Origin of the sequence: Bacillus sp. BB081, assembly GCF_008368895.1 — a bacterium.
GTDB classification, from domain to species: Bacteria; Bacillota; Bacilli; order Bacillales; family Bacillaceae_G; genus Bacillus_A; species Bacillus_A wiedmannii.
On sequence record NZ_QOZX01000001.1, the window covers coordinates 1 to 24732 of the forward strand.

Below are 24732 nucleotides of genomic sequence, written 5' to 3' on the forward strand. Positions count from 1 at the left end.
GATTGCTGAGGCGAGAGTTTTTATTTTAAAAAATAGAATACGATAATGCGTAGAAGAGGAGAGTAAATGAAGAAAATTGTTTCAGAGAGCTGCCCAGAAGCTGTGAGGGTGGTAACAATTTCATCATTGAAAATCACCTCGGAGTACTACTTTTGAAAACTAGTAAAAAGTAGCGGAGTTGTTTCCGATAGAAAAACAAAAGTCTAATTGGACTTGCAGAGCTTATATTTCGTGAGAAGTGTAAGGAAGCTGAGTGGTACCACGATTCCCTCGTCTCAGCAATGGATTGCTACAAGTATGTATGTAATCGATTGTTGAGACGAGTATATTTTTAAAAAATATATACTGAATATTCTGTTAAAAATACTCATCTCAGCAATCGATATAGAAATAGATTGCAAAAATAGAGAGAAAAAAGAGGAGCGATGTGAGATGGGAAACCAGTATATTTATATGAATGGGGAATTTGTAGAAAAAGAAAAGGCAGTTGTTTCAGTATATGATCACGGTTTTTTATACGGAGATGGTGTATTTGAAGGAATTCGTAGTTACGGTGGAAATGTATTTTGTTTAAAAGAACATGTAAAACGATTATACGAATCAGCAAAATCTATTTTACTTACAATCCCACTGACAGTTGACGAAATGGAAGAAGCAGTTTTACAAACACTGCAAAAAAATGAATATGCTGATGCCTACATTCGATTAATTGTTTCAAGAGGAAAAGGTGACTTAGGGCTCGATCCTAGAAGTTGCGTGAAACCGAGCGTTATTATCATTGCAGAACAATTAAAGTTATTCCCACAGGAATTTTACGATAATGGACTAAGCGTTGTATCTGTTGCATCGAGACGTAATACGCCAGATGCATTAGATCCACGTATTAAGTCAATGAACTATTTAAATAACGTACTTGTGAAAATTGAAGCGGCACAAGCAGGAGTGTTAGAGGCCCTTATGTTAAATCAACAAGGATATGTTTGTGAAGGATCTGGAGACAATGTTTTCGTTGTGAAAGATGGAAAAGTGTTAACACCTCCTTCTTATTTAGGGGCGCTAGAAGGTATTACGAGAAATAGTGTTATCGAGCTATGTGAACGACTTAATATTCCATGTGAGGAAAGGCCATTTACTCGCCATGACGTATATGTAGCAGATGAAGTGTTTTTAACAGGAACGGCAGCAGAATTAATTCCAGTTGTAAAAGTTGATTCAAGAGAGATTGGAGATGGAAAACCAGGAAGTGTAACGAAACAATTGACAGAGGAATTTAAAAAGTTAACGAGAGAAAGAGGAGTATGTGTTCCAGGACTGGCGGAGAGCTTACTGTAGATAGGGAGAGGAGTTAATTAAAATGGAGCAGCATACAACACGTGAGAAATTACAGTGTGAAGATGTGACAGGTGCCGGACATGTTATTCAATGCTTGAAAAAATTAGGTGTAACGACTGTTTTCGGTTATCCAGGCGGAGCGATTTTGCCAGTGTACGATGCGTTATATGGAAGTGGTTTGAAGCACGTTTTAACTCGTCATGAACAAGCTGCCATTCATGCGGCAGAAGGATATGCGAGAGCTTCTGGAAAGGTCGGGGTAGTCTTTGCTACCTCTGGCCCAGGGGCGACAAATTTAGTTACGGGTTTAGCAGATGCTTATATGGATTCGATTCCTTTAGTTGTCATTACAGGGCAAGTTGCAAAACCTCTCATCGGAAAAGACGGATTTCAAGAAGCAGATGTTGTCGGGATTACAGTACCTGTTACGAAGCATAATTACCAAGTTCGTGATGTGAATCATTTATCACGTATTGTACAAGAAGCTTTTTACATCGCCGAAAGCGGGCGACCAGGACCAGTATTAATTGATATTCCAAAAGATGTTCAAAATGAAAATGTAACAAGTTTTTATAATGAAGTAATTGAGATTCCAGGGTACAAATTAGAGCCTATGCCAGACGGTAGGAAGCTTAGAGAGGTAGCTAAAGCAATTTCCGAAGCAAAACGTCCACTTCTTTATATTGGAGGAGGGGTCATTCATTCAGGTGGTTCTGATGAACTCATCAAATTTGCGAGGGAGAATCGTATTCCTGTCGTTTCCACTTTAATGGGACTGGGTGCGTATCCGCCAGGAGATTCGTTCTTTTTAGGAATGCTCGGCATGCATGGAACGTACGCTGCAAATATGGCAGTAACAGAATGTGATTTACTACTTGCTTTAGGTGTTCGCTTCGATGATCGTGTAACAGGAAAATTAGAACTCTTTTCTCCGCATTCAAAAAAGGTACATATTGATATAGATCCTTCGGAGTTCCATAAAAATGTAACTGTGGAATATCCGATTGTTGGAGATGTGAAAAAAGCGTTACATATGTTGTTACATATGCCAATTCGTACACAAACAAATGAATGGCTTACGAAAATAGAGGAATGGAAAGCGGAATATCCTCTTTCCTACAATCAAAAAGAATGTGAGTTAAAACCACAGCATGTTATTAGTCTAGTAAGTGAATTAACGAACGGTGAAGCGATTGTTACGACAGAAGTAGGACAGCATCAAATGTGGGCTGCTCATTTTTATAAAGCGAAAAATCCACGGACTTTTCTAACATCTGGTGGACTAGGAACGATGGGGTTTGGTTTCCCAGCAGCAGTTGGTGCTCAGCTTGCAAAAGAGGAAGAACTCGTCATTTGTATTGCAGGCGATGCTTCTTTTCAAATGAACATTCAAGAACTGCAAACAATTGCTGAAAATAATATTCCTGTAAAAGTATTTATTATAAATAACAAATTTTTAGGGATGGTAAGGCAATGGCAAGAGATGTTTTATGAAAATCGTTTATCAGAGTCGAAAATTGGATCGCCAGATTTTGTGAAAGTGGCAGAAGCTTATGGAGTGAAGGGATTAAGGGCGACAAATTCAACAGAGGCGAAACAAGTCATGTTAGAAGCATTTGCTCACGAAGGTCCTGTCGTAGTTGATTTTTGTGTAGAAGAAGGTGAAAACGTATTTCCGATGGTTCCGCCAAACAAAGGGAATAACGAAATGATTATGAAGAGGTGGGAATAATGAGTCATACTTTTTCACTCGTTATTCATAACGAGCCAAGCGTCTTATTACGTATAAGTGGAATTTTTGCTCGGCGTGGCTATTATATTTCTTCTTTATATTTAAACGAAAGAGATACTAGTGGCGTTTCTGAAATGAAACTCACAGCAGTTTGTACTGAAAGTGAAGCGACATTACTTGTTGGTCAGTTGAAAAAATTAATTGATGTACTGCAAGTAAATAAATTATAAGGAGTGTATCGAATATGAAAACGTATTATGAAAAAGATGCAAATGTAGAGTTATTACAAGGGAAAACAGTTGCGGTAATTGGTTATGGATCTCAAGGTCATGCGCAAGCACAAAATTTACGTGATTCTGGTGTAGAAGTTGTAGTTGGTGTTCGACATGGTAAGTCTTTTGAAGTAGCAAAAGCAGATGGATTTGAAGTAATGTCTGTTTCAGAAGCGGTTCGAACCGCGCAAGTCGTACAAATGTTATTGCCAGATGAACAGCAAGCACATGTGTATAAAACAGAAGTAGAAGAGAATCTCCGTGAAGGGCAAATGTTACTTTTCTCACATGGGTTTAATATTCACTTCGGACAAATTAACCCGCCAAGTTACGTAGATGTAGCAATGGTCGCACCAAAAAGTCCAGGTCATCTCGTTCGCCGTGTATTCCAAGAAGGGAATGGTGTTCCGGCGTTAGTCGCAGTACATCAAGATGCAACAGGCACCGCATTACATGTAGCACTTGCGTATGCAAAAGGTGTAGGTTGTACACGTGCAGGTGTAATTGAAACGACATTCCAAGAAGAAACAGAGACGGATTTATTCGGAGAGCAAGCGGTACTTTGCGGCGGGGTAACTGCACTTGTGAAAGCTGGTTTTGAAACATTGACAGAAGGCGGATATCGTCCTGAAATTGCATACTTCGAATGTTTACATGAATTAAAATTAATTGTTGATTTAATGTACGAAGGTGGTTTAACGAACATGCGCCATTCTATTTCAGATACGGCTGAGTTCGGAGATTATGTAACAGGATCGAGAATCGTTACAGATGAAACGAAGAAAGAGATGAAACGAGTACTTACAGAAATTCAGCAAGGTGAATTCGCGAAGAAATGGATTTTAGAAAACCAAGCTGGGCGTCCAACATATAATGCGATGAAAAAAGCAGAGCAAAATCATCAGTTAGAAAAAGTAGGGGTAGAACTTCGTGAAATGATGAGCTGGATTCATGCACCGAAAGGATTAGTAAAGAAATAGTTGTAAGCGATTGTATGTGAAAAATACGTAAGAGGGGATTTGACAAGATGAGAAGTGACATGATTAAAAAAGGTTTTGATAAAGCGCCACACCGTAGTTTATTAAAAGCAACTGGTTTGAAAGATGAAGATTTTGATAAACCGTTTATAGCTATCTGTAATTCTTTTATTGAAATTATTCCAGGTCATAAGCACTTAAATGAGTTTGGAAAACTTGTTAAAGAAGCAGTGCGTGCAGCAGGTATGGTTCCATTTGAATTTAATACAATTGGAGTAGATGACGGTATTGCGATGGGGCATATCGGTATGCGTTATTCGCTTCCGAGTCGTGAAATCATTGCAGATTCAGTAGAAACGGTTGTAAATGCACATTGGTTTGATGGCATGATTTGTATTCCAAACTGTGACAAAATCACACCCGGTATGATGATGGCTGCACTTCGTATTAACATTCCAACTGTTTTTGTTTCAGGTGGACCGATGGCAGCAGGGAAGACTTCTAAAGGGGAAGTTGTCGATTTAAGTTCTGTTTTCGAAGGTGTAGGAGCTTATCAATCTGGTAAAATTTCAGAAGAAGAATTAAAGGATATTGAAGATCATGGCTGTCCATCTTGTGGTTCTTGTTCCGGTATGTTTACAGCAAACTCTATGAACTGTTTATGTGAAGTGTTAGGTTTAGCTCTTCCTGGTAACGGAAGTATTTTAGCTATTGATCCAAGACGTGAAGAATTAATTAAACAAGCAGCAGAGAAATTAAAGATTTTAATTGAAAGAGATATTAAACCAAGAGACATTGTAACGGAAGAAGCAATTGATGATGCGTTCGCGCTTGATATGGCAATGGGTGGATCAACGAATACAGTATTGCACACGTTAGCGCTCGCACAAGAAGCGGGTTTAAATTACGATATGAACCGCATTGATGCCGTTTCAAGGCGTGTACCACATTTATGTAAAGTAAGTCCTGCATCCAATTGGCATATGGAGGATATTGATCGAGCAGGCGGAATTAGTGCAATTTTGAAAGAGATGAGCCGAAAAGAAGGGGTGCTTCATTTAGACCGTATTACTGCTACTGGGCAAACATTAAGAGAAAACATTGCTCATGCAGAGATTAAAGATAGGGAAGTTATTCATTCTCTCGAAAACCCTCATAGTGAAGAAGGGGGATTACGTATATTAAAAGGAAACCTTGCGAAAGATGGGGCAGTTATTAAAAGTGGGGCAACAGAAGTAAAACGATTTGAAGGACCTTGCGTTATTTTTAATTCACAAGATGAGGCACTTGCGGGCATTATGCTTGGAAAGGTTAAGAAAGGCGATGTAGTTGTTATTCGCTATGAAGGACCAAGAGGCGGTCCTGGTATGCCGGAAATGTTAGCACCAACGTCAGCGATTGCTGGTATGGGATTAGGTGCAGATGTTGCGCTATTAACGGATGGACGTTTTTCTGGAGCTTCACGTGGTATTTCGGTAGGGCATATTTCGCCAGAAGCAGCTGCGGGGGGAACGATTGCACTTCTCAAGCAAGGGGATATCGTTTGTATCGATGTTGAGGAAAGATTGTTAGAAGTAAGAGTTAGTGATGAAGAATTAGATAAGCGTAAAAAAGAATGGAAACGACCAGAACCGAAAGTGAAAACTGGTTGGCTTGGACGTTATGCGCAGATGGTAACATCGGCGAATACAGGTGCAGTTCTAAAAATCCCAGATTTTGATTGAGCCAATTTAAAAGAGATAAGGATGATATGAAATGGTGCAAAAGGTAAAGGAGAGAGTGAAAATTGAAGATATCTTAATGGCACATAATTGCATGAAAGATATCGTTATTAAAACACCGTTACAACGTGATACAGTTCTATCTGAGAAATATGATTGTGACGTTTATGTAAAACGAGAAGACTTACAATTGATTCGCTCTTTCAAAATTCGTGGTGCGTACAATTTAATTCAAAGTTTATCAAAAGAACAATTACAAAACGGTGTTGTTTGTGCAAGTGCTGGTAATCATGCGCAAGGAGTTGCTTATACGTGTAATTTATTGAAGATTCCGTCGAAAATCTTCATGCCAACAACGACACCTAAACAAAAAGTATCGCAAGTACAATTTTTCGGTAGTGATTTTGCAGAAATTGTATTAGTTGGTGATACATTTGATAGCTCTTTCCAAGAAGCACAGCGCTATTGTGAAGAAAATAGAATGACGTTTGTTCATCCGTTTGATGATCCGCATGTAGTTGCTGGTCAAGGAACAGTGGCAGTTGAAATTATGCATGATATGGAGAAACCAGTGGATTATATCTTTACAGCAATTGGAGGCGGTGGGTTAGCATCAGGTGTTGGTACATATGTAAAAGGTGTTAGTCCTGCTACAAAGGTCATTGGCGTAGAGCCAATGGGAGCTGCATCTATGAAAGAGGCTTTTCTTCAAAACGAAAATGTCGCGTTAGAGAAAATAGATAGTTTTGTTGATGGGGCAGCTGTCAAAAAGGTAGGAAAGTTAACATTTGAAACTTGTAAAGATGTAATTGATGATATTGTTTTAGTACCAGAAGGAAAAGTTTGTACGACGATTTTAGAACTGTATAAGAAAAATGCAATTGTAGCTGAACCGGCTGGTGCACTATCTATTGCAGCGCTTGATTTATATAGAGATGAAATAAAAGGTAAAACAGTTGTATGTACGCTAAGTGGTGGAAATAATGATATTGATAGAATGCAAGAAATGAAAGAACGTTCGCTCATTTACGAAGGGTTAAAGCATTATTTTATCATTGAATTCCCGCAGCGTTCAGGTGCGCTAAGAGAGTTTCTTGATAAGGGATTAGGGCCAGAAGATGATATTACTCGTTTTGAATACATTAAGAAACATAATAAAGAAAATGGCCCAGCACTAGTCGGAGTAGAGTTGAAACATAAAGAAGATTATGAGCAATTAATTACTCGTTTTAAAGAAAATAATATTCAATTTATGGAGCTTAATAAAAATCCTATTTTGTTTGATTTGCTTATTTAATAGAAGGAAAGAGTTAGCATCCAAATAAAAAAGATAGATGCAAACAGCGGAAATGCTGCTTGTATCTATCTTTTTATAATTACACTATTATACTTTCCATATTCAAGTAGGATAAAGCTAGTTAACCAAAAGAGTATCGCAATGCGAATGATTACATACATAGTAAATTCAAAGGTAGTAAGTTTTCGTTCACGTTTTATTTTTTTTTAGAAGTTTAACAGAAAAAAATGAACATAAAAGTAGAACGGCTATAGATATTTTATAAATATTCTCTAACAAACTTACATTTTCTAATAAGTCTTTCAGCATGTTTATCACCTATTCTGTAAAGTATGTTACAGAGAAATAGATTTTGCGCTGTCTAGTTTCGTTTGTTTTTTATGTTCCCTGTATCATCAATATCTACATCAGTTGAAATCATTTGTAAATACTGTAGAGCTTTTTTCTTTTCTTCCTCATTTACAGGTGAAATTTGGTTGTTGCGAATGATGTAAGGATTGAATGACATTTGGACATCCTTTCCTTTAAAAGTTAAAGTTAGTACGCCAGTTTCGGCGCTTTTCCCACTTACATAACTTGGGAATAAAAAGTTACCTAATGAATAAGCGATAGGAACGTTATTATAATACTCAAATCCTTGTAACCAATGCGGGTGACTCCCGACAATCGCGTCAGCTCCTGCTTCAACCATTTTAGGTACATATTGTTTTTGGTATTCTACCGGACGATTTGATTTTTCAACGCCCCAATGCATATAGACGATTAAATAGTCTGCATCTTTCTTTTGCTCTTTAATTGTTTTTGTTACAAGATTTAAATCATATCCGTTCGCAACGCCAGGTTTATTGTCACCAGCTACCCAATTCGTATCAGGCATAAATCGAACGAAGGAAAGAAATTTGAACTTTTTCCCTTTTACAGTCATTTCTCGTGCAGTATATGCATCCTTTGCATTCTTTCCGGCTCCAATGTAAGGTAACTTTAATTTTTCTACGTGAGAGATCGTATCTAATAATCCCTCTTGCCCGTAATCAAGTGTATGATTATTTCCGATATTTACGATGTCATATCCAGTGTTTTTTATCGCTTGAAGCGTGGATGGATCACTTTTAATCCAAAACAGTTGTCCAGGAGCTTTCTTTTCTCTCGTTGTAAATGCTGACTCTAAATTAACGAAAGAAATATCAGCTTTTGTTATTTCTTCTTTTACATGTTGGAATGGATAATCAGCCCCATTTTTTTCGATTACAGGACGTAATTGCCAATCGAACATTGTATCACCAGAGAAGGTGAGTGTGATTTCCTTGTCTTCTATTTTCTTTTCACTTGTTGAAGCTGTTTTACTAGATTTGTTTTGCAAATCGGGTTTGTCTTTCGCTTTTGAAATAAAAGAGTAGTTAACTAATAAAACAATTGGTGTAATGCAAAAGGCTATTAACAGAAATCGTTTTAGTAAAGTTTTCATAAATACCTTCCCTTTTGAGTTTATACCGCAATTTGTGGGCAATAAAACTCGCGCTAGTTAAAGTTTCACTTTAAGTATAACTACAAATGCAGTTTATGTAGTGAAAACATTTGTTAATATTCTCAATATTAAGTTAACATATAGATAACCTGTAAATCAATGTATAAACCAAAATATAGAAATAAAGAATTCGAAGGGTGAAGAACGAGAGATGGTTATATTAGGAGCAGTTGTAAATGGGATTTGTATTATATTTGGTACTTTACTAGGAAAATTATTTAGTAGAATTCCAGAAAGTATGAAGGGAACAATTATGCATGCAATCGGTTTAGCAGTTACTGTGCTTGGACTTCAAATGGCATTGAAAAGTGAAAATTTTCTTGTTGTCATTTTAAGTTTAGTTATTGGTACTGTCATCGGGGAATGGCTACAACTAGAGGAAAAGTTAAAGCTGTTAGGAGATTGGCTAGAAAATAAAGTTGGATCGAAAGGAAAAGGGAGCATATCAGAAGGGTTTGTAACAGCTACTTTAATTTTTGCAATTGGTGCGATGGGCATACTTGGTGCACTCGACAGTGGGATTCGCGGAAATCATGATATTTTATTTACAAAGGCGATTATCGATGGGTTTATCTCTATTATATTAACGACAACTTTAGGAATTGGCGTAGTATTTTCGGCAATTCCAGTTATTTTATATGAAGGAGGGATTGCGGTTTTTGCAACACAAATTAATAGTTTGGTTCCGAAAGAATTAATGAATCAATTTATAGTGGAAATGACAGCTACAGGTGGTATTATGATAGCCGCTATTGGATTGAACTTACTTGGTGTTATTAAAATTAAGGTAGCAAATTTACTGCCAGGTATATTGGTAGTTGGAATAATCGTTTCACTTATTTATGGTTACGGTTTAATAGTAAAGTAATAGGGGGGAGATACATATGGAGGAATTTCAATTTACAAAACGTGTTCATAACATATTGAAGATTGCAGCAGAAGAGGCGGAAAATAATATTATTCAACCAACTCATCTGTTTATCGGAATGAGTAAAGAAGGCACTGGAGTTTGTAGCGAGTTGTATATGTATTTGTTTCGTAACGTGGGTACGGATTTTTTAGAAAAATTTTCAATACGAAAACAATACGATTCACCGTATCAAGAGTATAAAAAAATAGGACAATATAAGGTATCATATAAGGTGCTAGAAATTTTACAAATAGCGAAGAAACGTATGGAACGTTTCCAGCAAGTAATAATAAATGAAGGGCATGTTATATATGCGCTATTCCGCACGGATACGTTTATTGGAAATGCACAAATACAAAAAGATATATTACGTATTATAGCTGAGCCAAGAGATTTAGCGGTCGATCTAAAATATTTTGTTCCTACTTATAATCATTTAATTTGTACTGTTAGAAAGGCTATCCCTTCTGATTTTGAAAAATTAGCAAGTTTTGTTAATGAGGAATTTGGTGAACGTTGGTTACATTCAATAGAGTATGGATTTCGTACATATAAAGAAAATGTCCCTATTTATATAGCAGAACAAGAAGAAGTGATAGTAGGTTTCGCTTGTTATGATGTAGTGAGAGGAAAGAAAGGATTGTTTGGTCCAATGGGCACAGCGAAACAAAATCGTGTGAAAGGTGTAGGGAGGCAATTGTTACATCGTTGTTTACATAGTATGAAGCAAGAAGGATATGAATACGCAATTATTGGACAAGCAGGTCCGATTGAGTTTTATGAAAGAAATTGTAATGCTCGTTTAATACCGATAGAGAATAAGTAACCAACTCCAAATAGGGGAGTTGGTTTTTTTATGAAAAAGATGTAGTGATTTTCACTAGAAAATAGCGGGTTTTGTGGTAAATTTTACAAATAAAGCAAATTACTAAACTTTTTACAAGAAAGGGTGTAGAATGGGTATCTAAAGAAAGAAGGTGTGAAAATGGCCAACTGGAAACGAAATTTAATGATTTGTTGGCTAGGTTGTTTTACCACTGCAGCCGGTATGAGTTTAGTAATTCCTTTTTTATCTTTTTATATTGAGGAATTAGGGGTGACTGGCACTTCTAGCATTGCACAGTGGTCAGGACTTGCATTTGGTATAACATTTTTAATGGGTGCGATCGTATCACCAATATGGGGAAAGCTTGGTGATATAAATGGACGGAAATTGATGCTGATTCGTGCGAGCCTTGGTATGGCGATTATTATGACGCTTATGGGGTTTGTAACGGATGTGTATCAACTAGTCGCACTAAGGTTTTTGATGGGAGCAGTATCTGGTTTCCTTTCAACGGCGATGACATTTATTGCAGCAGAAACTCCGAAAGAGCATTCAGGTTGGGCAATTTCCACAATTTCAACTGGGGGCGTGAGCGGTTCTTTACTTGGCCCGTTACTTGGAGGATACTTGTCTGAGTTAATTGGAATGCGCCATGTTTTTCTTGTTACAGGAGCTTTTTTATTCCTTTCTTTTCTCATCGTTTTTTTCTTCCTACATGAAGAGAATCACTCCGCTCAAGCAAAAAAAGCACAACCGAAAAAAGTATGGACGATGGTTCCAGCAAAGCATTTAATTATTAGTTTATTTGTAACAACATTTATTATTCAACTTGCGAACATGTCAATTCAACCTATTATTACATTGTATGTAAAGAATTTAGAAGGCCCAGGAACGGCTCATATTGAAATGATTGCAGGCGCAGTCATGTCTGCGACAGGTTTAGCTATTATTATGGCAGCTCCTAAGTTAGGGAGATTATCAGATCGTATTGGACCTCAAAAAACGTTAGTTGTGGCATTATTTGCGGCAGGAATTATTTTTATTCCGCAAGCATTTGTAACCTCAGCTTGGCAACTATTAATTCTTCGCTTTTTATTAGGTATCGCACAAGCAGGGCTATTACCTTCCGTACAAACTCTACTAAAACAACATACACCAACCCATGTAACGGGAAGAATATTTGGGTATAATCAATCGTTTCAGTTTTTAGGAAATATGATTGGACCAGTACTTGGTGGACAAATTGCAGCTCATGCAGGCTTCCAATATGTTTTCTTCTCTACTTCATCACTATTATTTATTGCGTGCATTTGGGTTTATTTTCACAATAAGAACGAAGAGGTATCAGAGAAACGACATTTGGAAGTTAGTTAACTAAGTGAATGAAAAAGAAAAGGATGAAGCAATGATTGCTTCATCCTTTTCTTTAAAATTGGAGACAAAGATAGCTTAATGTACCAAGCTCGTAACTGCGGTGAATGACTTCACCGTTATTTTCACCGCTTCCCATAGCGATAAATAAAGGAACAAAATGCTCTGCTCTTGGTACTGCTAATTGTGCATGAGGGGCATTGTTCTCCCAATTAAATAATACATCTTTATCAGTAGTCTGCATATGTTTAATAATCCAATCATCAAATTCAATTGCCCATTGTTCGGGTGTAGTTTGATTCCATTTTAAAGCTCGTAAGTTATGAACGGTAACACCGCTCCCGATTACTAAAATATCTTCTTGTCCAAGTCCTTTTAGTGCTTCGCCAATCTTAAATTGCTCTTTTGCAGCAAGGAATGGATTGACTGATATTTGGACGACAGGAATATTTGCTTCTGGATACATGCGGTGCAGAAGTGTCCATGAGCCATGATCTAAACCTCTCGTCATATTATGATGGACTGGAATACCTTTGTTTTTAAATTTTGTTTCTAACATAGATGCAATGTTAGAAGAGCCTTTCGCACGATATTTGATTTCGTATAACTCAGGAGGAAAACCTCCAAAATCATAAATTGTTTCATATTCGTTATCTGATGAAGAAATCGTTAATACTTCGCTTTCCCAGTGAGCGGTGAAAATAACAATTGCTTTCGGTTTGTATGTTTCGCCAAGTTTTTTTAAAAACCTTGTATAGTCTGTATCTTGAATAGCAAGCATCGGTGATCCGTGTGCTAAAAATAATGATGGCATCATAATAGAAACCTCCCAAAAATATAATAATTACTTTATGTAAGTAACTATATATTTTTATTTTCTATTCGTCAATATATTAGTTTAAGAGCTAATTGGAAAAGTGGGGCATTTGTCATAATGAAGGCAATTGCATATAATACATAATAAGTATAATGAATGGATATTCATTTTTTGATATACATAATAGAGTTGGGGGCTGACGAAATGAACGTACAGGAAAGTTTCGTTACGGCATTGGATGGATCGGAAATTTATTTGCGTAAGTGGTTACCAGAAGGAGATCCGCGAGGGATTATTCAAATTGCACATGGTATGACAGAACATGCAGGTGTTTATACAGACTTTATTGCTGCTTTATTAGAAGCAGGGTATGGTGTTTATGCGCATGATCATAAAGGTCATGGGAAAACAGTGAAAAGAGAAGAAGATTATGGTCATTTTGAACCAAATGTAGGTTGGAATGAGGCTGTGTCTGATGTTATTTTTGTATCAGAAACGATAAGAAAAGAGCAGACATGCCCGTTGTTTTTACTTGGACATAGTATGGGTTCTTTTTTATCAAGACGTGCTGTACAACTTAAAGGTGGATTATATGATGGATTCCTTATTTCAGGAACTGGTGGGAACCCGGGATTCTTAGGAGTCATTGGTCATAAAGTAGCGACAATCGAGATGAAACTACGCGGGGCAAAAACGAAAAGTCCGATGCTAAACTTTTTATCTTTCGGAAATTTCAACTCACACTTTAAGCCAAATCGTACGAAATTTGATTGGTTATCTTCAGATAATAATCAAGTTGATAAATATATTGCGGATCCGTTATGTGGATTTATTTGTACAACAAGCTTTTATCGCGAATTGTTTTCCGGTGTATTAGAAGTAAATAAACTAGAAGAGTTTAAGAAAACACCGAAAAATCTTCCAATACATATTTTTTCAGGAGATCGTGATCCTGTTGGGGATATGGGGAAAGGTGTAAAAGAAGTATATGAAAATTATAAAAAATGCGGCGTGAAAGATGTAACACTTCGTTTATATGAAAATGGAAGACATGAAATGTTCCACGAAGTAAATAGAGATGAAGTATTTCAAGATTTGATTTCTTGGTTAGATGGGCATATTGTATGAGAAGAAACCTCACTTTTTTCAAGTGAGGTTTCTTTGAGGAAATGGAGGAATAGTTATGAGTGAATTTGTAAATAAAGAGTATATAGAAATAGATTTTCAAGATGTTTTGATTAAAGAAGAGGAATTGAAAAATTGTACTTTCATAAAATGCTCTTTTAGAGGGGTAGATGCAACGGAAGTTTCTACTGAAAATTGTAATTTCATAGAATGTGATTTTACCGGTGCTCTATTTAATGCTTCTATCCATCAAGGAACTACATTTGCAAATTGTAAGTTTATTGGTGTGAATTTATTCGTATCGAAGTTTGAAGAATGTAAAATGACTGGCTCTGATTTTGAAGAAGCGAATTTAGACGGAATAACTATAATATCGGGCGATTGGTCATATACGAATTTAAGGTTCGCGAACTTAAGTAAACAAATGTTAAAGGGTATACGTTTAATTGAAGCTGACCTATATGAATGTAATTTAGAAAAAGCAGATTTACGTGAAGCTGATTTAACAGGTGTACAACTAGGTAAGGCGAAACTTAGCGGTGCAAATTTAAAAGGGGCGATAGTTGATAGAATTGATTTTACAAGTTTTGATTTGAAAAATGTGAAATTAGATATAGCGCAGGCAGTTGCAGTAGCAAGATGTTATGGGGCTAAGGTGAACTAAATTGTTTGTAAAACCGTTCAAATTGTTGAGCGGTTTTACAAATCATAATAGTAGTATAATAGTGAATGAGGTGTTAATAATATGGAAGATAAAACATTAGGTATACTACTAGATGTTGTTGGGGAATTATTTTCAGATGAAATATCAATCGCCGTTTCGAATACGAAAGAATATATTTACTATCGGCCAAGTAAACGAATTGATTTAAAGATTAGCGCCGGGGATCCTATTAAGGAAGGAACGATTGCTCATAAAGCAATGGTAACGAAGCAAAAAGCCTCTGAGTTTATTAACCGAGATGTTTTCGGTATTCCTTATCATGGAATGGCCGTACCATTTTCAAATAATGGCAAGATTGAAGGGTGTGTGACGGCAATTTATCCCGCTTTAACGGATGGAAAGTCAGTCGTTACTTTAAAAACAATAGACGGATGGGTTCCGGTTCCTTTTGCAAAGGTCATGTATTTAGAGGCTAAAGATAAAAAGACGTATGTGAATTCAGAAGAGTTAACAGGAACACATAAATACTCTCTACAAGAATTCGAATACTTGCTTCCGAAAGATTCGTTTATTAGATGCCACCGTTCCTTTATTGTAAATGTTAATCATATTAAAGCGATTTATCCTGATACGCATTCTACCTTTTTACTTTCTATGGATAACGGAGAGAGGGTACCAGTAAGTCAATCATACGCCAGTTATTTTCGTAAGCTTCTAGGATTCTAAAAAATTCTGCTTTAGAACCTAGATTCGCTGTTTTATCTGAATTTTCGGCATTGTGTAAGAAAATCCCTATTTTGATGGTGTTAATGTGTAAAATAATTATGAATATTCATTGGGAGAGGGATTACATATGGAGAATAGTTTAGATAGAATTAGGGATCAACGATTAAAAGATCGCGTAGTTACACCTGAAGAAGCAGCTTCATGGATTGAAAGTGGAATGACTTTAGGATTAAGTGGATTTACACGTGCTGGTGATGTAAAAGCAGTCCCATTTGCACTTGTAAACCGAGTTAAGAATGATAAATCTTTTAAAGTAAATGTTTATACAGGGGCTTCCTTAGGTTCGGATGTAGATAAATTATTTGCTGAGGCAGGAATTTTAGGGAAAAGATTGCCTTTCCAAGCAGATGCAACTATGCGAAAAGGAATTAATAACGGAGACTTTTTATTTGTGGATCAGCACTTATCTCATACAGCAGAGTTACTTCGTGCTGACGTTATGGGTATAGATTTCGCTATCTTGGAAGCGGTTGCGATTACTGAAGATGGAATGATTATTCCAACCACTTCAATTGGAAATTCCTTAGCATTCTCCTTAAATGCTAAGTCCATTATTATTGAAATGAATATGGCTCAATCTACGCAATTAGAGGGGCTGCATGATTTATATGAACCAGGTAAACAAGGGGAAAGACTCCCTATTCCGATTGTGAAAACGGATGATCGAATTGGAACGATTGGCATTCCAATCGATGTTGAAAAGGTGAAAGGGATTGTGTTTACAAACCAACTAGACTCACCATCGACTATTGTTCCTCCAGATGAAGAAACTGTTATTATGGCACAGCATTTAATAGAGTTCCTTCGAGAAGAGGTTAAAGTAGGCCGATTAACAAATCGTTTAGCACCGTTACAATCTGGAATTGGTTCAGTTGCTAATGCAGTATTGCACGGCATGCTAGATTCGGAGTTTGAAGATTTAGAAGTGTATTCTGAAGTTTTACAAGATGCGGTCTTTGATCTAATGGATGCTGGGAAAGTCAATTTTGCTTCCTGCTGCTCCATCACGCTTTCTGAAGAGAAAATGAAACAAGTATTTTCTAACTTTGAAAAATATCGTGACAAATTAATGATGCGCCCGCAAGAGATTTCCAATCATCCTGAAATCATTCGCCGCCTCGGATTAATCTCGATTAATACTGCTTTAGAATTAGATATATACGGAAATGTGAACTCTACTCACGTTTTAGGTACAAAAATGATGAACGGTATCGGTGGTTCTGGTGACTTTGCAAGAAATGCTCGTTTGGCTATCTTTGTTACTAAATCGATTGCTAAAGGTGGTAATATTTCAAGTATCGTTCCTTTCGCCTCACATATAGACCATACGGAACATGATGTAGATGTTATCGTCACTGAACAAGGGTATGCTGACTTAAGAGGGCTTGCGCCAAGAGAAAGAGTGGAACTTATTATTGAGAATTGCGCACATCCAATGTATCGTGACCAGCTACGAGCTTATTACGAGGAAGCAAAAACAAGAGGTGGACAAACTCCTCATATTTTAGAAAAAGCTTTTTCTTGGCATACGAACTATGCTAAAAATGGAACAATGCTTGAAGCGGTAGTAGAAACTGTTTAGAAGTGCAAAAATGATTCTTAATATAATATGCCATAAAGGTTAAAAGAAAAAGAACGCCAATTTTCAGGAATGGCGTTTTTTTCTTTTAAAAAATTGTTACCTATTATGAGGAATTATAAAAGTAATCTCTTATTTACGGAAATAAGAGGTTTTTTTAATTACTTTTCGAATCATTTTAATAGTTTATATATCAAAGGTGAGGAGAAAGAATCATGAAGATAAGAAATGCGTTATTAAGTGAAGCAAATGAATTAAGTGAACTTGCACTACATTCAAAAGCAACGTGGAACTATAGCGAAGCATTCATACTTGCTTGTAAGGAAGATTTAACAATTACTGATGAGTACATAAAAAATAATTATGTATATGTTTTAGAAAACGATAATACGAAGATTGGTTTTTTCTCATTTTTACGTAATGATAACGCTCTTGATTTCCTGTACATTCATCCTCGTTACAAAGGAAAAGGGTACGGGAAAATACTTTGGGAGTATGTATTAGAAAAAGCAAATGAGCTAGGAATAAAAAGTTTTACAATCGATAGTGATCCGAATGCAAAAGGGTTTTACTTGAAGATGGGAGCAAAGTTAATAGGAGAGACACCATCAACGGTTTTTGAGGATCGTTTACTGCCTCTTTTGCAATATGATGTGTAAAACAATTAATAGTAGGAGAAGCTGAAAAATGAAAGAATTGAAATTATCTTTTGACTCTTAATCTTTAATAAGTTACTATAATGGTGGTAACTTATTAAAGGGAACTTCATAGAGTTGAAAGGGGAAATACTTTTGAAAACAACTTATGTAAACGCTACAATTGTAACGATGAATGAACAAAACGAAGTGATAGAAAATGGATATATCATTGTAGAAAATGATCAAATTATAGATGTAAAAAGCGGAGAATTTGCTAATAATTTTGAAGTAGATGAAGTAATTGACATGAAAGGAAAGTGGGTTTTACCAGGGCTTGTAAATACACATACACACGTTGTAATGAGTCTCTTAAGAGGTATTGGTGATGATATGTTATTACAGCCATGGCTTGAGACAAGAATTTGGCCACTTGAAAGTCAATTTACTCCAGAGCTTGCGGTCGCTAGTACGGAATTAGGATTACTTGAAATGGTAAAAAGTGGTACAACATCATTCTCTGATATGTTTAATCCAATTGGAGTAGATCAAGATGCAATTATGGAAACGGTATCAAAGAGTGGAATGCGAGCTGCTGTTTCAAGAACTTTATTTAGCTTCGGAACGAAAGATGATGAAAAGAAAGCAATTGAAGAAGCTGAAAAATATGTAAAGCGTTACTATAATGAAAGTGGTATGTTAACTACGATGGTTGCACCGCATAGCCCATATACATGTTCCACAGAACTATTAGAAGAATGCGCACGTATTGCAGTAGAAAATCAAACGATGGTTCATATTCACCTTTCGGAAACAGAGCGTGAAGTACGTGATATTGAAGCACAGTATGGAAAACGCCCAGTAGAATATGCAGCAAGTTGCGGGCTGTTTAAACGCCCAACAGTCATTGCGCACGGTGTAGTGTTAAATGAAAATGAGCGTGCATTTTTAGCAGAACACGATGTTCGAGTAGCTCATAACCCGAATAGTAATTTAAAACTAGGTTCTGGTATAGCGAATGTAAAAGCGATGTTAGAAGCAGGAGTGAAAGTAGGAATTGCAACAGATAGTGTGGCATCTAATAACAATTTAGATATGTTTGAAGAAATGCGCATAGCAACATTATTACAAAAAGGTATTCACCAAGACGCAACAGCGTTACCGGTTGAAACAGCCCTTTCACTTGCGACTAAAGGAGCTGCTGAAGTAATTGGGATGAAACAAACAGGATCACTTGAGGCTGGAAAGTGTGCTGATTTTATTACGATTGACCCATCTAATAAGCCGCATTTACAACCAGCGGATGAAGTGTTGTCACACCTTGTATATGCCGCTAGTGGAAAAGATATAAGCGATGTAATTATTAACGGTAAGCGTGTCGTTTGGAATGGCGAATGTAAAACGTTAGATGAAGAGCGTATTATATTTGAAGCAAGTCAATATAAACGAGGTTTGCAAAGATAGGTATTTTTAGGCTGTGGAGAAAGTCTTCTCCACAGCCTGTTTTTGTGTCTGAACCTTTTTTATGTGCCGACATTGATAGAAAGAGGGAAAGGATAGATTTTTTATCAGTGTTGATTAATAAAACAGAAGAGAATGATTTAGATAAAATCACTAGTTTCAAAAAATCCTTTACGTAATAATGATTATATGAAGGATTTTGATGCTACTTATTTTTTGTCTCGTTGACCCATTTAATAATGTCCTGGATGACGTACTCAGGAACATTAGCAGGGATTTCATATTCACTAGGAAGACTTAATTCCCCATCACCCTCCGTGAAGAAATGATTCAATTTTGGGTATTCATTGAACTGAACATTCCTGCGGTTTGAAAGCCCCTCCTGCCATTTTGTATATTCATTTTTTACTGTTACTTGATAATCGCGTGCTCCTTGCAGAATCAGTAAAGGCTCTTTTCGTGATCTTGCCTCTTCAACTGGACGCCACCTAGAAACATCATACATAAAATGAGGCGACCCAAAATTGTAGCCAGATGGAGGATGGTCAGGATTAAAAGTAGGATCTTGGATAAAAGCGACCTGTCTTTTTAGTTCATCGATTACTTCTTTTGGCGCCCCTAGGTATTGATTCTGATCAATGGCAATGTCAGTCAATGGGCGTGCAGGTGGTGCCAGTAAGATACTTCCTCTAACAAGTGAGGGAGGTGATTTTCTTAGTATACGCGGCATTGCGCCAGCTCCTAGACTATGTCCAAGAATGAAAATGTTATTTGGATCAATGCCTTCCTGCTGCGCTGCTGATTTTGCTGCATGTATGGCATCATCTGTAGTATCACGGTCTAACGTAACAGGTTCTGCACTCATCTTTAATGTATGTGCTAAGGTGCGTTTTTCATAACGCAACACTGCAATTCCGTTGGATGAAAGGCCCACCGCAATGTCTCGTAAGATTTTTGTTCCCAGATATGTACTATCGCGATCATGGATGCCAGCACCATGAACAAGAACAACTACGGGTACCTTTTCACCAGGCTTATGTTTTGGAACTGTTAATGTGGCTGGTAACGGATAGGTAGAATTTCCAATGACGATTTCACGTTCTTGATAGGAAGCAGGTTGATCATATCTAGGATGCGGGATAATATAAGATTTCGGAGGCGTCCTTACCCCAACTTCATCTACTTTCCCGCCAGGCGTGAATTTAAGGAGTAACGGTATGGTAGTTCCTTCAATAGTTCCTGAAATTTCCACCGTCTGATGGACCAAGTTTCGTTCTTTTATCACGGGGATTTCCATGTTTTTTATCCCGCTCCAGCCACTTTGTGTCCACCAGTTTTGTAATGTGTTTGCTGTAAACTTGGATTGAAAAGCAGCAGACGTTAACTGAAGTGCCTCTGCATACTTACCTTGCTGGAGATATTCAAGAAATAATGATGTACGCTCCGTTAAAGAGACTCGTTTCTTTTCTACAGGTTGTTTCTTACGTGTATCTGCGTGAATAGCTGTTGTTGTAAGTGGAAAAGATGAAATACCTAAAGAAAAGAGTAGGATAAAGGAAAGTACTGATTTTTGTATTCTCTTTTTTTTATTCATGTTTTAACCTCCAATATGTGATGGTAAAAAACAGGTATGATAATTAAGGTTCTGTTGTAAAAACGTCTAAACCATTGATATGTTCATCTAAAACCAACAGTTCTGGTTTTTTCGTAATCGCTCTAGCAACTCCTAACCTCTCTTTCTTCCTTCAATTTATATTTTGACTATACGAAACAAAGTTCTCGTTTTTCTTACTTGATTCTTACAAAATCCTTAAGTGTATAACTTGACCTGGATTCCAAAAAACAAAGCAGCATTGCTGAATGGAGATACGAAGATATCCCAACCAAACTGTACCCTATACGCCTATTAAGTTAATTATGGGGGATTTATATGAAACAGAAGAAAAGTTAAAGCAAAAAGGGAGGTATACAATAGGAGACTTTTTATAAATACTTAAGCTTACAGCGCAGATTATACATTCAATCTTTAGCTATCCTTTTTTAAAAGGATAGCTTTTTTTCTTGAACGAATAAATATTCAAAAGAATGTCGCATCTTTCTGTTCATATTTCTGCTATAATATATAACGCTTTATAATATTTTATAATTAAGGAGAACAATTCATGAAGCGAAAGAAGAGCCATTTAATGGTAATGGCACTTGTTACATCTTTATTATTAACAGCTTGTAATAATAAAGCGAATAAAAGCGAAACAGAGGCAAAAAAACAAGTATTAAATGTAACGGTATCAGAAGAAATTCCTTCTCTTGATACTGCGAAAACGATGGATGGTACGTCAGCGCACGTTATGCAAAACATATTTGAAGGGTTGTATGTATTAGATGATCAAGATCAGCCTATTCCAGCGGTAGCAAAATCGTTTAAAAGAAGTGAAGATGGTAAAAAATATACATTTGATTTGCGTAAAGATGCAAAATGGTCAAATGGTGACAATGTAACAGCAAATGATTTTATGTTTGCATGGAAACGTGCAATTACCCCTGAAACAGCGTCTCAATATGCGTCCATGCTCTTTCATGTGAAAAATGCGAAAGAAATTAATAAAGGAACAATGCCTCTTGATAACCTTGGAGTTAAAGCAATAAATGATTATAAGTTAGAAGTGGAACTCGAACAGCCAATTCCGTATTTTTTACAGTTGTTAGCACTACCTATATACTTACCACAGCATGAATCATTTTTGAAAGAACAAGGAAAGAATTATGCATTGGAATCTAGTAATCTCATATATAACGGGCCATTTGTATTAGAGAAGTGGAAGCATGAACAAGAGTTTCAATTAAAGAAGAATGCTACATATTGGGATGAAAAGAAAGTGAAATTAGATGAAATAAATTTTCAAATTGTAAAGGATACAATGACGGCTGTTAATTTATACGAAGCTGGTAATTTGGATCGAGTGCCTATTAATTCTCAATTTGTAGACAAGTATAAAGGGAATAAGGAATTACATATGTCGAGTGATCCTGGAATTGCTATGCTACGTTTTAATGAAAAAAATAATGCATTAGCAAATAAAAAGGTACGTCAATCTATTTCATTAGCGTTAAATAAAGAGGACTTCGTTGCTCACTTTATAAATAACGGGGCAAAATCTGCAAGCGGACTTGTACCAGTTGGTCATGTAAATGAAGAGACTGGTAAAGATTTTAGAAAAGAAAACGGAGATCTTTCTTCATATGATTTGCAAAATGCGAAAAAGATTTGGGAAGAAGCGAAAAAAGAGCTTGGAGTAGAGCAAGTAAACTTCGAGTTTTTAACGTTTGAACAAGATAATGCAAAACGTATGGCAGAATATATAAAAGGTGATTTAGAAAAGAATTTGCATGGATTAACGATACAAATTAAACAACAGCCATTTAAGCAAAAATTACAGTTAGAACAAACAGGTGATTACGATATAACTATGGCAAATTGGGGACCTGACTATAAAGACCCAATTAGTTACTTAGAGCTATTTACGACGGGTAATCAGAATAATAAAATGAATTACTCTAATTCTCGTTTCGATGAATTAATAAAGAAAGCGAAAACTGATTTTGTACTAGAACCAGAGAAACGATGGGGAGCATTGCTAGAAGCTGAGCAGGTATTATTAGAAGATGCAGCTGTAGCACCGCTGTATCATATTGGTTCAGCATATGTACAAAAGGATTACGTAAAGGGAATTGAAAAGCATCAATTTGGTGGTGTTTATACTTATAAGAATGCTTATATCGCTAATGAATAAATACAAAAAACCTTACTTTTTTAAATTTTATTTAGAATCAAGAGATAGGTGTTTTGTATAGGCATACCAAGAATAATTATATAATGTGCAACATTATATAGACAAAAAGAAGAGGATAGATACAAACAGAGGAATTCTGCTTGTTCTATCCTTTTGTTGTACTACAAATGACCTCATTTACTACTACAATGTATTTGCTTGTAGTAGTAAATGTTACTTTGAAAAAAGGCTTGTTCATTTCAGTGATCCTTATGTCATTAAAGCGCTCGATTGTTGAATATCTTTTTTGAAAATTATTTATGATAAAATTCAACAAAATGCATTAAGGAAGGAAAAGATTTTTATACCCACCTCCATTATTATGTATAATTGAATTATCTGAAGGTTATAATTATATATTTATGGAGACGATATTATGAATTGTTTAGGTTCTACTAATTTTGTTTTACATGCAAAAAGTAACCAGTTTTATTGGGAAGGGAACGGCCAGTTATCCATTAAAACATTTTCTAACGGAAAAGCGCATTACAAGACTAGTAAAGGTTTTTTTGCTGTCGAAGAAAGCAGATATTTACTTCTTAATGAAGGATCTTATACAATTTCAATTGATGAAAATAAGGACGTAGAATCTTTTTGTATCTTTTTTAAGGATGGATTTGCAGAGGGAATTTTAAACTCACTAAGAGAATCGAACAATAAACTTCTTAGCGATCCTTTTAATGATAAGAGTTATATTGGATTCTTTGAAAAAACTTATGATACAAGTAAAATTCTACTGTCTCAAATGACAAAATTTAAAGAAAACTTATCTATTCTTGAGAACGATCCAGTTGGTTATGAGGAACAATTTCACAAGTTAATGCAAATTATACTAATTGAACATTTCAATACATGGAAAGAAGTAGAATCATTAAGTGCACTGCGTAATTCTACACGAGAAGAATTATATAGAAGGATTAGTATCGCACATGATTATATAAGGTCCTATTATGATAAAGCAATTAAATTGAATGACATTGCCCAAATTGCTTGTTTATCACCAAACCATTTACTAAGAACATACTCACAAATATATGGCAAAACGCCTCATCAGCATATATCAGAGTTTAGAATTCTAAAAGCAAAAAAGCTTCTAACACAACTAGATTTCAATATGACTGATATAACATTTGAACTGGGATTACAAAACCCTGTATCTTTTAGCAAAATGTTTAAACAGCATGTCGGGGTTTCTCCTATTGAATTTCGAAAAAAGGTGATTTTGGATAAGAAATACTAAGTTTAATCGAATATTATTAGAATGAAATAATATTCGAAAGGGGAAATTCTCATTGGAAACTACTATGATTCAGAAAGTCGGTCAAATTGGGGTGCCAGTTAAAGATTTAGATAAGGCAATTACTTTTTATAAAGAAAAACTAGGATTATCGTTTCTATTTAATACGGACAATATGGCATTCTTTGAGTGTAACGGGTTGCGTCTTTTTTTAAGCCTTCCAGAAAAAGAGGAATTTGCTCAGTCTAGTTCAGTCATTTATTTTCAAGTTAAAAAAATTAAAGAGACTTATGAAGACCTGTTAAGCAAGGAAGTTGTTTTTATCGATGAACCACATATTGTAACGAAAATGGGACAAACAGAAACATGGATGACATTCTTTAAAGATACAGAAGGTAATACCCATGCTTTAATGAGTGAAATACAAGCTTAATGAAAGCAATGAAAGAGGTCGTCTAATATCAACGATCTCTTTCATTTTTTTGCATCTCACAAGCTAGAGAAAATCCTACTTTACTACTATTTGTGGTGTGGCGCGGTCCGCCTTGCTTAATATTAATCCAATAATTATTTATTCACAAAATGGACCGATTGCGGTACAAGAAAAAATCCTGCTGTACAGAGATAATAAAGTT

General features: G+C 36.0%; 21 protein-coding genes, 1 pseudogene and 1 other annotated feature. Of the genes and pseudogenes, 18 read left to right on the forward strand and 4 right to left on the reverse strand.

Annotation, left to right across the window (positions count from 1 at the left end; all coding sequences use genetic code 11):
- Positions 1–41 precede the first annotated feature (41 nt).
- Positions 42–281, forward strand: a binding site (T-box leader).
- A gap of 151 nt (positions 282–432) precedes the next feature.
- The 6 genes from ilvE to ilvA are packed head-to-tail and all read left to right on the forward strand — an operon-like array spanning position 433 to position 7331.
- Positions 433–1332, forward strand: a complete 900-nt coding sequence (gene ilvE, locus DN394_RS00005; RefSeq protein WP_149293496.1) for a branched-chain-amino-acid transaminase — start codon at positions 433–435, stop codon at positions 1330–1332.
- A 22-nt stretch (positions 1333–1354) separates the two neighbouring features.
- Positions 1355–3064 carry an acetolactate synthase large subunit gene (gene ilvB / locus DN394_RS00010; protein WP_149293497.1) on the forward strand — a complete coding sequence of 570 codons (1710 nt, stop codon included), beginning with the start codon at positions 1355–1357 and terminating at the stop codon, positions 3062–3064.
- Complete coding sequence (locus DN394_RS00015) at positions 3064–3294, forward strand: ACT domain-containing protein (RefSeq protein ID WP_149293498.1); 231 nt, start codon at positions 3064–3066, stop codon at positions 3292–3294. The genes ilvB and DN394_RS00015 overlap by 1 nt, the downstream gene beginning before the upstream one ends.
- A gap of 14 nt (positions 3295–3308) precedes the next feature.
- Entirely contained in the window at positions 3309–4316 is a 1008-nt protein-coding gene (gene ilvC / locus DN394_RS00020) for a ketol-acid reductoisomerase (RefSeq protein WP_149293499.1), read from the forward strand.
- Between the two features lie 47 nt (positions 4317–4363).
- A complete protein-coding gene (gene ilvD, locus DN394_RS00025) occupies positions 4364–6037 on the forward strand; it encodes a dihydroxy-acid dehydratase (RefSeq protein WP_149293500.1) in 1674 nt (557 codons plus the stop codon).
- A 31-nt stretch (positions 6038–6068) separates the two neighbouring features.
- Complete coding sequence (gene ilvA / locus DN394_RS00030) at positions 6069–7331, forward strand: threonine ammonia-lyase IlvA (RefSeq protein WP_046959078.1); 1263 nt, start codon at positions 6069–6071, stop codon at positions 7329–7331.
- A 65-nt stretch (positions 7332–7396) separates the two neighbouring features.
- Here ilvA and DN394_RS00035 read toward each other — a convergent pair.
- Positions 7397–7640 (reverse strand): annotated as a pseudogene (locus DN394_RS00035) (hypothetical protein).
- A gap of 52 nt (positions 7641–7692) precedes the next feature.
- Positions 7693–8796, reverse strand: a complete 1104-nt coding sequence (locus DN394_RS00040; protein ID WP_097917620.1) for a CapA family protein — start codon at positions 8794–8796, stop codon at positions 7693–7695.
- Positions 8797–9007: 211 nt separating this feature from the next.
- On the opposite strand from DN394_RS00040, the gene DN394_RS00045 reads away from it, so the two are divergent.
- From DN394_RS00045 to DN394_RS00055, 3 genes are all read left to right on the forward strand, one after another.
- The gene (locus DN394_RS00045; protein ID WP_046959081.1) at positions 9008–9724 is read left to right on the forward strand and encodes a DUF554 domain-containing protein; all 717 of its coding nucleotides are present in this window, start codon (positions 9008–9010) and stop codon (positions 9722–9724) included.
- 16 nt (positions 9725–9740) lie between these two features.
- Positions 9741–10592 carry a GNAT family N-acetyltransferase gene (locus tag DN394_RS00050; protein WP_097994782.1) on the forward strand — a complete coding sequence of 284 codons (852 nt, stop codon included), beginning with the start codon at positions 9741–9743 and terminating at the stop codon, positions 10590–10592.
- A 159-nt stretch (positions 10593–10751) separates the two neighbouring features.
- Positions 10752–11966, forward strand: a complete 1215-nt coding sequence (locus tag DN394_RS00055; RefSeq protein ID WP_149293501.1) for a multidrug efflux MFS transporter — start codon at positions 10752–10754, stop codon at positions 11964–11966.
- Positions 11967–12018: 52 nt separating this feature from the next.
- Here DN394_RS00055 and DN394_RS00060 read toward each other — a convergent pair whose 3' ends face one another.
- Positions 12019–12780 (reverse strand): DODA-type extradiol aromatic ring-opening family dioxygenase, encoded by a 762-nt coding sequence (locus DN394_RS00060; protein ID WP_149293502.1) that lies wholly within the window; start codon positions 12778–12780, stop codon positions 12019–12021.
- Positions 12781–12984: 204 nt separating this feature from the next.
- Here DN394_RS00060 and DN394_RS00065 point away from each other — a divergent pair, with 204 nt between their 5' ends.
- The 6 genes from DN394_RS00065 (at position 12985) to DN394_RS00090 (ending at position 19033) form a co-directional block, all read left to right on the forward strand.
- Positions 12985–13908, forward strand: a complete 924-nt coding sequence (locus DN394_RS00065; protein WP_071743289.1) for an alpha/beta hydrolase — start codon at positions 12985–12987, stop codon at positions 13906–13908.
- Between the two features lie 55 nt (positions 13909–13963).
- Entirely contained in the window at positions 13964–14569 is a 606-nt protein-coding gene (locus tag DN394_RS00070) for a pentapeptide repeat-containing protein (RefSeq protein ID WP_097917625.1), read from the forward strand.
- A gap of 81 nt (positions 14570–14650) precedes the next feature.
- Positions 14651–15295, forward strand: coding sequence for a LytTR family DNA-binding domain-containing protein (locus DN394_RS00075; RefSeq protein ID WP_097994786.1), 645 nt, complete (start codon positions 14651–14653; stop codon positions 15293–15295).
- A 127-nt stretch (positions 15296–15422) separates the two neighbouring features.
- On the forward strand, positions 15423–16937 hold the full coding sequence (locus tag DN394_RS00080) for an acetyl-CoA hydrolase/transferase family protein (protein ID WP_149293503.1): 1515 nt from the start codon (positions 15423–15425) through the stop codon (positions 16935–16937).
- A 212-nt stretch (positions 16938–17149) separates the two neighbouring features.
- On the forward strand, positions 17150–17593 hold the full coding sequence (locus tag DN394_RS00085) for a GNAT family N-acetyltransferase (protein ID WP_000702360.1): 444 nt from the start codon (positions 17150–17152) through the stop codon (positions 17591–17593).
- A gap of 114 nt (positions 17594–17707) precedes the next feature.
- The gene (locus DN394_RS00090) at positions 17708–19033 is read left to right on the forward strand and encodes a bifunctional S-methyl-5'-thioadenosine deaminase/S-adenosylhomocysteine deaminase (protein WP_141475351.1); all 1326 of its coding nucleotides are present in this window, start codon (positions 17708–17710) and stop codon (positions 19031–19033) included.
- A 202-nt stretch (positions 19034–19235) separates the two neighbouring features.
- Here the strand turns inward: DN394_RS00090 and DN394_RS00095 are convergent, their stop codons facing one another.
- Complete coding sequence (locus DN394_RS00095) at positions 19236–20624, reverse strand: alpha/beta hydrolase (protein ID WP_097917629.1); 1389 nt, start codon at positions 20622–20624, stop codon at positions 19236–19238.
- A gap of 568 nt (positions 20625–21192) precedes the next feature.
- Between DN394_RS00095 and DN394_RS00100 the strand changes: the two genes are divergently transcribed.
- The 3 genes from DN394_RS00100 (at position 21193) to DN394_RS00110 (ending at position 24530) form a co-directional block, all read left to right on the forward strand.
- Positions 21193–22821 carry a peptide ABC transporter substrate-binding protein gene (locus DN394_RS00100; RefSeq protein ID WP_097994789.1) on the forward strand — a complete coding sequence of 543 codons (1629 nt, stop codon included), beginning with the start codon at positions 21193–21195 and terminating at the stop codon, positions 22819–22821.
- Between the two features lie 415 nt (positions 22822–23236).
- Positions 23237–24100 carry a helix-turn-helix domain-containing protein gene (locus tag DN394_RS00105; protein ID WP_149293504.1) on the forward strand — a complete coding sequence of 288 codons (864 nt, stop codon included), beginning with the start codon at positions 23237–23239 and terminating at the stop codon, positions 24098–24100.
- Between the two features lie 52 nt (positions 24101–24152).
- On the forward strand, positions 24153–24530 hold the full coding sequence (locus DN394_RS00110; RefSeq protein ID WP_098090972.1) for a VOC family protein: 378 nt from the start codon (positions 24153–24155) through the stop codon (positions 24528–24530).
- Positions 24531–24732: the final 202 nt, after the last annotated feature.

Bases quoted from the DNA above. Each gene is read 5' to 3' on its own strand.
- ilvE (WP_149293496.1), top strand. From the start codon at position 433: ATGGGAAACCAGTATATTTATATGAATGGGGAATTTGTAGAAAAAGAA.
- DN394_RS00050 (WP_097994782.1), top strand. From the start codon at position 9,741: ATGGAGGAATTTCAATTTACAAAACGTGTTCATAACATATTGAAGATT.
- DN394_RS00055 (WP_149293501.1), top strand. From the start codon at position 10,752: ATGGCCAACTGGAAACGAAATTTAATGATTTGTTGGCTAGGTTGTTTT.
- DN394_RS00100 (WP_097994789.1), top strand. From the start codon at position 21,193: ATGAAGCGAAAGAAGAGCCATTTAATGGTAATGGCACTTGTTACATCT.
- DN394_RS00105 (WP_149293504.1), top strand. From the start codon at position 23,237: ATGAATTGTTTAGGTTCTACTAATTTTGTTTTACATGCAAAAAGTAAC.
- DN394_RS00075 (WP_097994786.1), top strand. From the start codon at position 14,651: ATGGAAGATAAAACATTAGGTATACTACTAGATGTTGTTGGGGAATTA.
- DN394_RS00040 (WP_097917620.1), bottom strand. From the start codon at position 8,796: ATGAAAACTTTACTAAAACGATTTCTGTTAATAGCCTTTTGCATTACA.
- DN394_RS00070 (WP_097917625.1), top strand. From the start codon at position 13,964: ATGAGTGAATTTGTAAATAAAGAGTATATAGAAATAGATTTTCAAGAT.
- DN394_RS00045 (WP_046959081.1), top strand. From the start codon at position 9,008: ATGGTTATATTAGGAGCAGTTGTAAATGGGATTTGTATTATATTTGGT.
- ilvB (WP_149293497.1), top strand. From the start codon at position 1,355: ATGGAGCAGCATACAACACGTGAGAAATTACAGTGTGAAGATGTGACA.
- DN394_RS00095 (WP_097917629.1), bottom strand. From the start codon at position 20,624: ATGAATAAAAAAAAGAGAATACAAAAATCAGTACTTTCCTTTATCCTA.
- ilvC (WP_149293499.1), top strand. From the start codon at position 3,309: ATGAAAACGTATTATGAAAAAGATGCAAATGTAGAGTTATTACAAGGG.
- DN394_RS00015 (WP_149293498.1), top strand. From the start codon at position 3,064: ATGAGTCATACTTTTTCACTCGTTATTCATAACGAGCCAAGCGTCTTA.
- DN394_RS00085 (WP_000702360.1), top strand. From the start codon at position 17,150: ATGAAGATAAGAAATGCGTTATTAAGTGAAGCAAATGAATTAAGTGAA.
- DN394_RS00065 (WP_071743289.1), top strand. From the start codon at position 12,985: ATGAACGTACAGGAAAGTTTCGTTACGGCATTGGATGGATCGGAAATT.
- ilvA (WP_046959078.1), top strand. From the start codon at position 6,069: ATGGTGCAAAAGGTAAAGGAGAGAGTGAAAATTGAAGATATCTTAATG.
- DN394_RS00080 (WP_149293503.1), top strand. From the start codon at position 15,423: ATGGAGAATAGTTTAGATAGAATTAGGGATCAACGATTAAAAGATCGC.
- DN394_RS00060 (WP_149293502.1), bottom strand. From the start codon at position 12,780: ATGATGCCATCATTATTTTTAGCACACGGATCACCGATGCTTGCTATT.
- ilvD (WP_149293500.1), top strand. From the start codon at position 4,364: ATGAGAAGTGACATGATTAAAAAAGGTTTTGATAAAGCGCCACACCGT.